Source organism: Sphingobium sp. SA2 (genome assembly GCF_032227065.1).
Lineage (GTDB): Bacteria > Pseudomonadota > Alphaproteobacteria > Sphingomonadales > Sphingomonadaceae > Sphingobium.
Genome location: NZ_JAPMXX010000006.1, coordinates 2,832,397 through 2,845,200 on the forward strand (window position 1 = coordinate 2,832,397; position 12,804 = coordinate 2,845,200).

Genomic DNA, 12,804 nt, shown 5'->3' on the forward strand with positions numbered 1-12,804 from the left:
CCCCACGTCAAGCCCCAAGCGCCCCGTTCAAGGGCATATTAGGGCATGGACAGTCTGGCAATTCCGGCGATCGGGCGCTGCGCCTTGATCCGCCGTCGAGCAATGCCGACATAGGGTTCACCATCACCCTTCATTGGGGTCAGGAGTAGAGTAGATATGCCTTCATTCGCGCCCGCTCTGGAAACCACGCTGCACAATGCGTTGACCCACGCATCGGAGCGCAAACATGAATATGCCACGCTGGAGCATCTCCTCCTGGCACTGATTGATGACGAACATGCGTCAAAGGTGATGCAGGCGTGCGGCGTGGAAGTCGGCGAACTGGGCGACGCGGTCACCCAATATCTCGACACCGAACTCGACAGCCTCAAGGTCGAGGGGGCAAGCGACCCCTCCCCCACCAGCGGCTTCCAGCGCGTGGTCCAGCGCGCCATCCTCCATGTGCAATCCTCCGGCAAGGATGAAGTGACGGGCGCCAATGTCCTCGTCGCGCTCTTTTCCGAACGCGAAAGCTATGCCGTCTATTTCCTGCAACAGCAGGATATGAGCCGCCTCGATGCCGTGAGCTTCATCAGCCATGGCGTCGGCAAGGGCACGCCCGCGCCCGAGCGTCAGGAGACCAAGGGGGCAGCCGAGGAGGAAAAGAAGGTGCAGGACGGCAAGGGAAAGAAGGACAGCGCCCTCGATCAGTTCACCGTCAACCTCAATGAGAAAGCGGAACGCGGCAAGGTCGATCCGTTGATCGGCCGCGCGTCGGAGGTGGACCGGACGATCCAGATCCTGTGCCGCCGCTCGAAGAACAACCCGCTTTATGTCGGCGATCCCGGCGTCGGCAAGACCGCGATCGCCGAAGGGCTGGCGCGCAAGATCGTCGAGGGCGAAGTGCCCGACGTGCTAAAGGAAGCGGTGATCTATTCGCTCGACATGGGCGCGCTGCTGGCCGGCACCCGCTATCGCGGCGATTTCGAGGAGCGGTTGAAGGCGGTCGTCACCGAGCTGGAAAAGCTGCCCCATGCGGTGCTGTTCATCGATGAGATCCACACCGTCATCGGCGCTGGCGCGACCAGCGGCGGGGCGATGGACGCGAGCAACCTGTTGAAGCCCGCTTTGTCGGGCGGGACGATCCGCTGCATTGGGTCGACCACCTACAAGGAATTCCGCAACCATTTCGAGAAGGACCGGGCGCTGCTCCGGCGCTTCCAGAAGATCGACGTCAACGAACCGACGATCGAGGATACGATCAAGATCCTCGCCGGGCTGCGCTCCGCGTTCGAGGATCATCATCACGTCAAATATACCCCCGACGCGATCAAGGCGGCGGTGGAATTGTCGGCGCGCTATATCAACGACCGCAAGCTGCCGGACAAAGCGATCGACGTGATCGACGAAGTCGGCGCGATGCAGATGCTGGTGGTGCCGTCCAAGCGCAAGAAGGTGATCACGCCCAAGGAGATCGAGCAGGTCATCGCGACCATGGCGCGCATCCCGCCCAAGACCGTGTCGTCCGACGACAAGAGCGTGCTGGAAAGCCTGACCACCGATTTGAAGCGCGTCGTGTTCGGCCAGGACAAGGCGATCGAGACGCTGTCGTCGGCGATCAAGCTGTCGCGGGCGGGCCTGCGCGATCCCGACAAGCCGATCGGCAACTATCTCTTCTCCGGCCCGACCGGCGTCGGCAAGACGGAGGTGGCGCGTCAATTGGCGACGCTGCTCGGCATCCCGCTGCAGCGGTTCGACATGTCGGAATATATGGAACGCCATTCGGTCAGCCGCCTGATCGGTGCGCCTCCGGGCTATGTCGGCTATGACCAGGGTGGCTTGCTGACCGATGCCGTGGACCAGCAGCCGCATAGCGTCCTGCTGCTCGACGAAATCGAAAAGGCGCATCCCGACCTGTTCAACATCTTGTTGCAGGTGATGGATAATGGCCGCCTGACCGACCATCATGGCAAGACCGTCGATTTCCGCAACACCATCCTCATCATGACCACCAATGCCGGTGCGTCGGACATGGCGAAGGAAAGCATCGGCTTTGGCGAACTGACGCGCGAGGATGTGCAGGAGGATGCGGTGAAGAAGCTCTTCACGCCGGAATTCCGCAACCGCCTCGATGCGATCGTGCCCTTCGGCTACCTGCCGCCCGAAGTGGTCGCCCGCGTCATCGACAAGTTCGTGCTGCAACTCGAACTGCAACTGGCCGACCGCGACGTTCACATCACGCTGGACGAAGAGGCGAAGGCCTGGCTCACCAAGAAGGGCTATGACAAGCTCTATGGCGCGCGCCCGATGGGCCGCCTGATGCAGGAAAAGGTCAAGCAGCCGCTGGCCGAGGAACTGCTGTTCGGCAAGCTGGTCCATGGCGGCGAAGTGCATGTCCATATGAAGGACGAGGCACTCGCCTTCGAGATCACCCCGGCGGCCCCCAAAAAGGGCAAGAAGGGTGGCAGGGCCAAGGCGGCCGAAGGCACGAAGTAACTGGGCTTGGACGTGCGACGGAAAGGGCGGCCTGCGAGGGTCGCCCTTTTTCTTATGTGCCAAACCTTTCCTTTTGAAGGGAGAGTGGCCGTCGGCTCGTTGATATTGCAACCTCGGCAATGGGGGCTAATCTGCAACGATGCGGATAGCCGATCGCCTCTATAATATGCGCCGCCGCTATTTCGGCACTTGGTCGGTCGAAGACCCTCGTCCGATCCAAAAGCAGGCACCCTATACCTTCTTCCTGCCGACACCCGACGAGATCATGGCACTCCGGCCGGGCGATCTTGTTAAATTGACCATCAAAGGATCACCACCCGGCGTCGAATATGACGCCGAGCGCATGTGGGTCATTCTGGATTCTCTGGGGCCAGAGGAGTGGCAGGGACGTTTGGACAATCAGCCAAGTGACATGCCGCAGTTGCAGCCGGGAGCCCGGATCGGATTCCAGCCCTATCACATTATCGACCTTCTATTTGAAGGCGAGCGCGAACGGCCTGAAACGATCCCCATGCGGCAATATTGGGATCGATGCCTGGTCGATAGCTGCGTCGTCGATGATGCCGTGCCAGTTCATTTCATCTATCGCGAAGAGACAGAGCTTTCGGAGGAAGGGGACAATTACCCCGATAGCGGCTGGCGTATACGGGGCGACTATCGCGCAACAAGCGACGATGAACTGGCGAACCGCGAAATGAGATATATCGCGATCGGGAAAATATTAAATGCGGACGATAGCTGGCTGCATCTGATCGATGAGCCTGTCGGTTCCGCCTATATCCGCGACTTCGAAACCGGACTCTATGAGGCCGCCGACTAGAGCATGATGACTTTACACAGAACCGTTCGTCCTGAGTAGCCATTGAGCGAAGTCGAAATGGCGTATCGAAGGATATAAAGCGCAGCCGACCCTTCGATACGGGTCTTCGACAAGCTCAGCCCCTACTCAGGGCGAACGGAGTGATGCGACATAAAGTCATCATGCTCTAAATTTGCAGGGAAGTGGCGTTTCCTCGCGGTCTGAAGCGGGAAATCTTGATGCTACAGCGTTTCCAGCAGCCTATCCGCCTGGGCGCGGGCTTCGGCGGTGATTTCCGCGCCGGAGAGCATGCGCGCGATTTCTTCGCGACGTTCCTGGTCGTCCAGCGCGTGGACGCCGGTGCGGGTGACGGTGCCGTCGCTGGATTTGGCGATCAGCAGATGGCCCGCCCCGCGCGCCGCGACTTGCGGGCTGTGGGTGACGACCAGGATCTGGTTGCTTTGGGCGAGGCGGGCGAGCCGTTCGCCGATGGCCGATGCCACCGCGCCGCCGACGCCACGGTCGATTTCGTCGAAGATCAGCGTGTCCGCCCCGCCCTGTTCTGCCAGCGCGACCTTGAGCGCGAGGATGAAGCGGGAGAGTTCGCCGCCCGAAGCGATCTTGGTCAGCGGGGCGAAGGGCGCGCCGGGGTTGGTCGAAATCTCGAACTCGACCCGGTCCATGCCCTGCGCGGTCCACTGCCCTTCGTCCAGTGGCGCGACCACGGTGCGGAAGCGAGCAGCGTCCAGCTTCAAGGGCGCAAGCTCGCCTGCCACCGCTGCATCCAGGCGACCGGCGGCCAGTTGGCGTTCGCCCGACAGTGCCTGCGCCGCGGCCCGATAGGCGGCGGCCTTGGTCGCGACTTCCGTTTCCAGCGCCGCGATATGTTCCTCGCCGCCTTCGATCGCGGCCAGCTTTGCCGCCATTTCTTCGCATAGGGCGGCCAAGTCATCGGGCTGCACCTGATGCTTGCGGGCAAGGCCGCGCAGGTCGAACAGGCGGGTTTCGATGCTGTCGAGCCGGGCCGGATCGAAGCTCAATGCTTCGGCGGCTTCGGCCAAGCGGTCCTCGGCCTCGCCCGCTTCCACCACGGCGCGGTCGAGCGCTTCGAGGACGGCGGTCAGCAGCGGCTCCTCGCCCGCGATCCGGTCCAGCCGCCGGGCAGCCTGGCGCAATTGCGCGAGGCCGCCGTCGGAGCCGGTCAGGCACTCGCTGATAGTGGTGAGATCGTCGGTCAGGCGCCCGCCCTTCTGCATCGTCGCGCGTTCCTCGGCGAGCGTCGCTTCCTCGCCAGGTTCGGGCGCGAAGCTGCGCAGTTCCTCGACCGCGTGGGCGAGATAGTCACGGTCGCGCGCGGCATTTTCGACGGTGGCGCGCGCTTCGGCGAGCGCGGCAGCGGCCTTGCGCCACGCGCCATGCGCCGTGCCGACGGCGCCGGTATCACAGCGGCCATAGACGTCGAGCAAGGCGCGATGGCCGCGCGCGTTGAGCAGGCCGCGATCATCATGCTGGCCGTGAATTTCGACCAGCGAGCCGCCCAGTTCGCGCAGCAACGCCGCCGAGCAGGGCTGGTCGTTGACGAAGGCGCGGCTGCCGCCGTCGGCCTTGACCATGCGGCGGATGATGAGCGGTTCGCCCGGCTCCATCTCCACGCCATTGTCGGCCAGCAGCGCGGCGGCGCGATGGTCGCCGGTCGGCGGATCGAAGGTCGCGATGACGCTGGCCTGCGCCTCGCCATTGCGGACGAGGCCGCTGTCGGCGCGCGCGCCAAGCGTCAGCCCCAGCGAATCGAGCAGGATCGATTTGCCCGCGCCGGTTTCGCCCGTCAGCACGGAAAGGCCCGCGCCGAACTCCAGGTCCAGCGCTTCGATCAGCACGACATTGCGGATGGACAGGGCGGTTAGCAAATCAAAGGACTCTCCCCTCCCGCTTGCGGGAGGGGTTGGGGGTGGGCGCGTCGCGCAGCGGCGTATGGCAACGCCGGGGCCGGATGCTCGCTACGCTCGCAGCCCACCCCTAGCCCCTCCCGCAGGCGGGAGGGGGACAAGAAATGTTACGCCTTGACGCCATGTTGCTGCATCAGCTTGTAGGAGCGTTCATACCATTCGGAGCCGGGATAGTTGGCACCCAATACGGCGGCGGCCTTTTGCGCTTCGGCGGGGACGCCCAGCGAGAGATAGGATTCGACCAGCCGCTCCAGCGCTTCGGGCGTGTGGGTGGTGGTCTGATATTTGTCGACCACGGTCCGGAAGCGGAGCGTGGCGGCGATCCATTGGCCACGGCGCTGATAGAAGCGGCCGACTTCCATTTCCTTGCCCGCCAGATGGTCGTTCACCAGATCGACCTTCAACCGCGCATCGGCGGCATAGCGGGTGTCGGGATAGCGACGGATCAGTTCGCCGAGCGCCGCCAGCGCCTGCTGCGTGATCTTCTGGTCGCGGGTGACGTCGGCGATCTGCTCATAATAGCAGAGCGCGATCAGATAATAAGCGTAGGGGGCGTCCTTGTTGCCGGTGTGGATCGCCAGGAAACGCTGCGCCGCGGAAACGGATTCGGCATAGTCGGTGTTCATATAATAGCTGAACGCCGACATGAGCTGCGCCCGGCGCGCCCAGGGCGAATAGGGATGCTGGCGCTCAACCTCGTCAAACAGCGCGGCGGCGAGCTTATACTGGCCGCGATCGAGCCGGTCCTTGCCGCTATTATACAGCGTCGACACGTCGCGGGCGACATATTGGGTGTCAGCCTTGTTTTTCGATGTCGAGCAGCCCGTAAGCAGAACGGCAGCAAGCAGGACCGGGGTGGTGGCCGCGCCGATGCGCGTCAGTGTTTTCGTCAGCATGATGCGGGTCATAGCCGAGCGGATCGCTGCCGCCAAGCGGCAGAATTGTCGCACGATCAACAGGCGGCGCGTGGCGGCAGGATAAGTTGTGCGACGGCACCGCCATGCGCGCCCGGTGCCAGGGTAAAGCGCCCGCCGATCTGCGCCGCCAGCGTGTTGGCGATGCGGAGCCCTAAGGATTTGCTATGCTCCACGGCGAAATCGGGCGACACGCCGTCGCCGTCATCAGACACGCGCAGGCATAGCTCCCCTGCATGATGGTCCAACACCACGGCAATAGTCCCGCCTCGATGCGGCAGGCCATGTTCGATGGCGTTGCTGACCGCTTCGGCCACGACCAGCGCCAGCGGCACGGTGATGCCGGGTTCGAGCTGCACCTCTTCGGGCGCATCGACGCTGATTGCGATGTCGGTGCGGCCGCTGGCCTCGATGACATCCGCCGTCAGCGTCTTCAAAAAGGCCCGCACCCCCTGCCCCGCGCCGGACGGATCGTAGAGCGCCCGGCTGATCCGGCCGATCAGCGCCAACCGTTCGGAGGCGTCATCCAATGCGCGGCGCGCCACGTCATGATCGACATGGCGGCGTTGTAGCGCGAGCATCGCGGCCACGACCTGTAGATTGTTGGACACACGATGCTGCAATTCGTGGAAGAGCAATTCGCGATTTTCAGCGAGCGCCGCGCTACGTTCCCGCTCGATGGCCAGGTGGAAATTGGCGCGCTGCATGAAGTGGATCAGCACGATATCGACAAGCACGACGCCGGTGTAAAAGATCATCGCTGCGGCCACGCCCGGATTGAGGACGAAGCTGTTGCGGGGGGCGATGAAGAAATACCAGGAGGCGGCGGCGCACAGGATTGCGGCGAATAGACCCGGCCGGACTCCGAACAGGAAAGACGCCAGAATGACGGCGGGAAAGAATGTCACGAACGGATAGCCGTCGGGCAGCAGCGGTTCCGCCGCGAAGCGCAACAGCAGCGCCAGCCCACAGAAAGACAGCGTCAACGCATAAGCATAGACCGGTCGGTTAAGAACAAGCGGTAGCCGTTCGACGAACCGCGCGTTGCTACGCTGCATGCCATGTTCCGATATCCATGTCGTTACACTAGCAGAACTTCATGCCAGTGCATTGATCGAAATCAGTCGGCGGGTGCGCACATGAAAAAAGGCGCCCGGTCAAACCGGACGCCCTCTTTTTCTTGGTTGCTCCGAAGAGCGGCCGATCAGTCCTGCGTCAGGAAGTCGGGCAGGCCGGCATTCGAGCCATCATCCTTGCCGTCGTCCTTGGCAGCGTCGTCGCGCGGGCCACGGTCGCGGCGGGGGCCACGATCACCACGACCTTCGCTACGTTCGCCACCACGGCCACCGCCGCCATCACGACGCGGACCACGGCCACGATCGCCCCGACCTTCGCCACCGGCGCGGGGTTCGCGCGCTTCACGGGCAGGACGGGTATCCTCCAGTTCTTCGCCGGTTTCCTGATCGACGACGCGCATCGACAGGCGAACCTTGCCGCGCGGATCGATTTCGAGAACCTTGACCTTCACTTCCTGGCCTTCCGACACGACGTCGGTTGGCTTTTCGACGCGCTCATTCTTCATTTCGGACACGTGGACGAGACCGTCCTTGCCGCCCATGAAGTTCACGAAGGCACCGAAATCGACGATGTTGACGACCTTGCCGTCATAGATCTTGCCGACTTCCGCTTCCTGCGTGATGCCGAGAATCCACTTGCGCGCGGCCTCGATCTGCGCCGGATCGGAAGAGCTGATCTTGATCAGGCCTTCGTCGTCGATATCGACCTTCGCGCCGGTTTCAGCGACGATCTCACGGATCACCTTGCCGCCGGTGCCGATGACTTCGCGGATCTTCGACTTGTCGATCTGCAGCGTCTCGATGCGCGGGGCATGGGCCGACAATTCGCTGCGCGTGCTGTCGAGCGCCTTGGCCATTTCGCCCAGGATATGCGCGCGGCCTTCCTTGGCCTGATGCAGAGCGGCTTCGAAGATTTCGCGGGTGATGCCCGCAATCTTGATGTCCATCTGCATCGTGGTGATGCCTTCGGAGGTGCCGGCCACCTTGAAGTCCATGTCGCCGAGATGATCTTCGTCACCCAGAATGTCGGACAGGACGGCAAAATTCTTGCCTTCCAGGATCAGGCCCATGGCGATGCCGGATACGGGGCGCTTCAGGGGCACACCGGCGTCCATCATCGAGAGCGAACCACCGCAGACGGTCGCCATCGAGGAGGAACCGTTCGATTCGGTAATGTCCGAAAGAACGCGGATCGTATAGGGGAACTCGTCCTTGCTTGGCAGGACGGGGTGCAGCGCACGCCATGCGAGCTTGCCATGACCCACTTCACGACGGCCCGGCGCGCCGAAGCGGCCGACTTCACCGACCGAATAGGGCGGGAAGTTATAGTGCAGCATGAAGTTTTCATAATGCAGGCCAGTAAGGCCGTCGATCATCTGCTCCGCGTCCTTGGTGCCCAGCGTCGTGGTGCAGATCGACTGGGTTTCGCCGCGCGTGAACAGCGCCGAACCATGGGTGCGGGGCAGGAAGCCGACCATCGCTTCGATCGGACGGATCTGCGTGGTGGTACGGCCGTCGATACGCTTCCCGTCCTTGAGGATGGCCCCGCGCACGATTTCCGCTTCCAGCTTCTTGGTCAGCTTGATGCCGGCCATCACGGTCTGGGCGTCCAGGCCATCGGCGGCCAATTGTGCCTTCGCCTTGGCGCGGGCTTCGTTCAGCGCGTTCGAGCGGGCCGACTTGTCGGTCAGCTTGTAGGCAGCGGTGATGTCCTTGCCGATCAGCTTCTTGAGCTTGGCCTTCAGGTCGCCCAGATCATCGCTCTTGGCCATGTCCCAAGGATCCTTGGCGGCCTTTTCAGCGAGGCTGATGATGGCATCGACGATCTTCTTGCTGGCGTCATGCGCGAACAGGACGGCGCCCAGCATGACTTCTTCCGACAGCTCCTTGGCTTCGGATTCGACCATCATGACGGCGTCGTAAGTGGCGGCGACGACCAGGTCGAGTTCGCCGGTCTTCACTTCGTCCAGCGACGGGTTGAGCTGATATTCGCCATCCTTGTAACCGACGCGCGCGGCACCGATCGGCCCCATGAAGGGCACGCCCGACAGGGTCAGGGCAGCCGATGCGGCGATCATCGCCACCATGTCCGGCTCGCTTTCGCCATCGAACGACAGCACCTGGGCGATGACGTTGATTTCGTTGTAGAAGCCTTCGGGGAACAGCGGGCGGAGCGGACGGTCGATCAGGCGGGAAACCAGCGTTTCCTTTTCGGTCGCACCGCGCTCACGCTTGAAGAAGCCACCGGGGATGCGGCCGGCGGCGGAATATTTTTCCTGATAGTGAACGGTCAGCGGGAAAAAGTCTTGGCCTTCCTTCACGCTCTTGGCGGCGGTCACGGCGCACAGCACCACGGTTTCGCCATAGGTCGCCAGCACGGCGGCGTCAGCCTGGCGCGCGATGCGGCCGGTTTCGAGGGTCAGCGTCTTGCCGGCCAGCTCGATCGATACTTTCTTGACGTCAAACATAGATTTTTTCCTTCGCCCGCATCGGCCCTATTGCCGGGCGGGGCCTTTGGTGGGTCGTGTCGACCCATGAGGTGAGGAGCGAACTCCTCCTATCCGTTCGCCCTGAGCGAAGTCGAAGGGCTTTGCTGAGCGGAGGCGAAGTACACTTCGCTTCGCTCAGTAGAAGGCTTCGACAAGCTCAGCCCGAACGGTGTGGGGAAATGTCCCCTATATCATGAGCGCCGTGCCGAATTGCCCGACGCCATGTTTCAGAATCAGAAACGGCCCCGCATGGGGGCCGTCACTTTTAACAGGCTTACTTACGCAGGCCCAGCTTGCCGATCAGGTCGGTGTAACGCGCCTGATCCTTCTTCTTGAGATAGTCCAGCAGCGAACGACGCTTGTTGACCATCATCAGCAGACCACGACGGCTGTGATTATCCTTGTGGTGACCCTTGAAATGCTCGGTGAGGTTGGTGATCCGCTCGGTCAGGATCGAAACCTGGACCTCTGGCGAACCCGTGTCACCCTCAGCGCGGGCATATTCCTTGATCAGCGCTTCCTTGCGCTCGGCAGTAATCGTCATCTAATCGTCTTCCCTCGACATCAGGTTGAAACCGCGCACCACGATGATCTCTTGATCATCCGACCGGACCAGCGCGACGGGGATATCCCCTTGCGTCGCCAGATACAGGCCGGTGGTGGCAGTGATCCCGGTCAATACCTTCCCCTGGCGGAGCATAAGGGCTTGATCGGGAGAGACGGGGAGAGCCGGGATGTCGTCCAGCCCCGCCGTCAGCGGTAGCATAAGCCCACCGATGCCGCGCTCGTTAGCAGCATGACGCAATTTGTCCAGCGAAATCGCGGATTCCAGGGTGAAGGGACCGGCCTTGATGCGGCGGAGCATGGTGACATGGCCGACCGTGCCGAGCGCCAGCGCGATGTCGCGGGCGAGGCTGCGGATATAGGTGCCCTTGGAGACATGGGCGCGGAGGGTGATCTCGTTAATCCTCTCCCCATCGGGGAGAGGATATGAAGGCTTGGCAGCTTGCTGCCTAGCCGGAGTTGGAGAGGGGGTTGGCGCGCCCTCCCCCTCTCCAAGCTGCGCTAGCCCGCTATGCGGGCAAGCTGCGCTATCCTCTCCCCGCCGGGGCGAGGATATATGCAGCCCATGCACCACAACCGACCGCAGCTTCATCTCGACCTCTTCCCCCTTCCGCGCCAGATCATAGGCGCGCTGGCCGTCGATCAGGATGGCGCTGTAGGCGGGCGGGGCCTGGTCGATTGGGCCGGTGAAGCGCGGCAGTACCGCTTCGACTTGCGCCAGCGTCGGCCGCACAGCGCTGGTCGCGATCACTGCGCCTTCCAGGTCCAGCGTGTCCGTCTGCGCGCCGAAGGCTACGGTAAAATCATAGATCTTGTCACTATCGAGCATCCGTCCGGCGAGTTTGGTCGCTTCGCCGATCGCGATCGGCAGGACGCCGGTCGCCAGCGGATCGAGCGTGCCGCCATGGCCGACCTTGCATTTGCCAGCGCCGCTGTCGCGCAGGGCGCGCTTGACCGCGGCGACGGCCTGCGTCGAGCCAAGGCCATGAGGTTTGTCGAGAATGATCCAGCCGTGCATTGTGCGCCCCTATAGGGCGGCGCGCGCGCTGTCAGCCCCGCATCTGCGCCATGAAGTGACGGCGGCACAAGGCGACATAGCGATCATTGCCGCCGATCTGCGTCTGTTCGCCCCGCCGGATCGGCCGCCCCTCCCCGTCCACGCGCAGGTTCATGGTCGCCTTGCGCCCGCAATCGCACACCGTCTTGATCTCGCTCAGGCTATCGGCCAGCCCCAGCAACTGCGCGCTGCCTTCGAACAATTCACCCTGGAAGTCGGTGCGCAGGCCGTAGCAGAGCACCGGCACGCCGAGTTCATCGCACACCCGCCCCAGCGCCCACACTTGCGCGCGGCTTAGAAATTGCGCCTCGTCAACCAGCACGCAGGAGAGGTGCGTGTCGTGATGGCGCGCGGCGATGGCGGCGAACATGTCGGTGTCAGCCTCGAACAGATGCGCCTGCGCCTCCAGCCCGATCCGCGACACGATCCGCCCCCGGCCATAGCGATCATCCACCGCGGCGGTCCACAGCATCGTTTCCATGCCGCGCTCGCGATAGTTGAAGTCCGATTGCAGCAGCGTCGTCGATTTGCCCGCATTCATCGAGCTATAATAGAAATAGAGCTTCGCCATGGTCGCTTACCGGATCGTCGGAGCGACGCGCGACAGGAAGCGCACCAGTGCATCGGCGAGCGCGATCCGCTTGTCGGAAAAACTATGATCGGTCGGCCACACGGTCAGCCGTGCCTGCGGATTAGCGCCCTGCGCATCCGCCGCCGCCTTGCGCGCCTGATCGCCGATGCCCTTTTCCGCGCCGATGATGCTGAGCGGGCGGCGGCCATAGGCGGCCATGCGGCGGCCAAGGTCGAACTTGTCGCCGCGATCGCGGATTTCGCCGGTCAGCCCGTCATAGGTCGCGCCCTGGAGCGGCGGCAGATCGCTTGCCACCTCCGCCTGCCACGCCGCCGCGCCTTCCGGGGTAGCGAGCGAGGCGACCGTTTGCGCAGGGTCCCATGGGTCGATCAGGAAAAGGCCCGCCACGCGCGATTCGGCGGCGGCGACATCGGCAGCCATGAAGCCGCCCATACTGTGCCCCGCCACCACAATCGCGCTGGTGTCGATGCGATATTTCGCGACGGTGGCGGGCTGTTGCAGAAATTGGAGCGCGGCGAAGGCGTCGTCCGACGCACCGCCGAAGGAGAAATCGCCGGGACTACCCCATGACCCGCGATAATGGAGCGTCAGCACATGCCATCCGGCCCGGCGCGCGGCTTGGGCGAGGTCCAGATTTTGTTCGTTGCCGGGGAAGCCGTGGAGGAGCAGCAAGGTGGGGTGCAACCCGCCGCCCGCAGCGGTGTAGAGAGCCGCGTTCATCGCGCCATCGCCCGAAGGGATGACGAAGGCGCTCATGCCTGCGGGATACGCTGCGTCTGGGGCGGGATCGCTGGTGACGGCGGGGTGGATGGCGGGTTCTTTGGCATTGGCCGGGATAAAGGCACACGACAGAAGTGCACAGGACAGCAGCAACGCCCGCATGGTTGGATTC

Annotated in this window: 10 protein-coding genes; 2 read left to right on the forward strand and 8 right to left on the reverse strand. The window is 63.2% G+C overall.

Features of this window, described 5'->3' with window-relative positions; translation table 11 throughout:
- Positions 1-156: 156 nt before the first annotated feature.
- Together clpA and OVY48_RS21265 are read left to right on the forward strand one after the other, a co-directional pair.
- Entirely contained in the window at positions 157-2,475 is a 2,319-nt protein-coding gene (gene clpA, locus OVY48_RS21260) for an ATP-dependent Clp protease ATP-binding subunit ClpA (RefSeq protein ID WP_037476879.1), read from the forward strand.
- Between the two features lie 139 nt (positions 2,476-2,614).
- Positions 2,615-3,295 carry a DUF2185 domain-containing protein gene (locus OVY48_RS21265; protein ID WP_313924349.1) on the forward strand — a complete coding sequence of 227 codons (681 nt, stop codon included), beginning with the start codon at positions 2,615-2,617 and terminating at the stop codon, positions 3,293-3,295.
- A gap of 221 nt (positions 3,296-3,516) precedes the next feature.
- Here the strand turns inward: OVY48_RS21265 and recN are convergent, their stop codons facing one another.
- The 8 genes from recN to OVY48_RS21305 form a co-directional block, all read right to left on the reverse strand.
- Positions 3,517-5,181: a DNA repair protein RecN gene (gene recN, locus OVY48_RS21270; protein WP_313924350.1), complete on the reverse strand. Its 1,665-nt coding sequence runs from the start codon at positions 5,179-5,181 to the stop codon at positions 3,517-3,519.
- 146 nt (positions 5,182-5,327) lie between these two features.
- On the reverse strand, positions 5,328-6,116 hold the full coding sequence (locus tag OVY48_RS21275) for an outer membrane protein assembly factor BamD (RefSeq protein ID WP_313924351.1): 789 nt from the start codon (positions 6,114-6,116) through the stop codon (positions 5,328-5,330).
- Between the two features lie 56 nt (positions 6,117-6,172).
- Positions 6,173-7,192: a histidine kinase dimerization/phosphoacceptor domain -containing protein gene (locus tag OVY48_RS21280; protein ID WP_313924352.1), complete on the reverse strand. Its 1,020-nt coding sequence runs from the start codon at positions 7,190-7,192 to the stop codon at positions 6,173-6,175.
- A 146-nt stretch (positions 7,193-7,338) separates the two neighbouring features.
- A complete protein-coding gene (gene pnp / locus OVY48_RS21285; protein WP_313924353.1) occupies positions 7,339-9,678 on the reverse strand; it encodes a polyribonucleotide nucleotidyltransferase in 2,340 nt (779 codons plus the stop codon).
- Between the two features lie 295 nt (positions 9,679-9,973).
- Positions 9,974-10,243, reverse strand: coding sequence for a 30S ribosomal protein S15 (rpsO, locus tag OVY48_RS21290; protein ID WP_037473756.1), 270 nt, complete (start codon positions 10,241-10,243; stop codon positions 9,974-9,976).
- The gene (gene truB, locus OVY48_RS21295) at positions 10,244-11,281 is read right to left on the reverse strand and encodes a tRNA pseudouridine(55) synthase TruB (RefSeq protein WP_313924354.1); all 1,038 of its coding nucleotides are present in this window, start codon (positions 11,279-11,281) and stop codon (positions 10,244-10,246) included. It abuts the gene before it with no gap.
- A gap of 31 nt (positions 11,282-11,312) precedes the next feature.
- Positions 11,313-11,891, reverse strand: a complete 579-nt coding sequence (locus OVY48_RS21300) for a thymidine kinase (protein ID WP_069064854.1) — start codon at positions 11,889-11,891, stop codon at positions 11,313-11,315.
- A gap of 6 nt (positions 11,892-11,897) precedes the next feature.
- Positions 11,898-12,794 (reverse strand): alpha/beta hydrolase family protein, encoded by an 897-nt coding sequence (locus OVY48_RS21305; protein ID WP_313924355.1) that lies wholly within the window; start codon positions 12,792-12,794, stop codon positions 11,898-11,900.
- Positions 12,795-12,804: the final 10 nt, after the last annotated feature.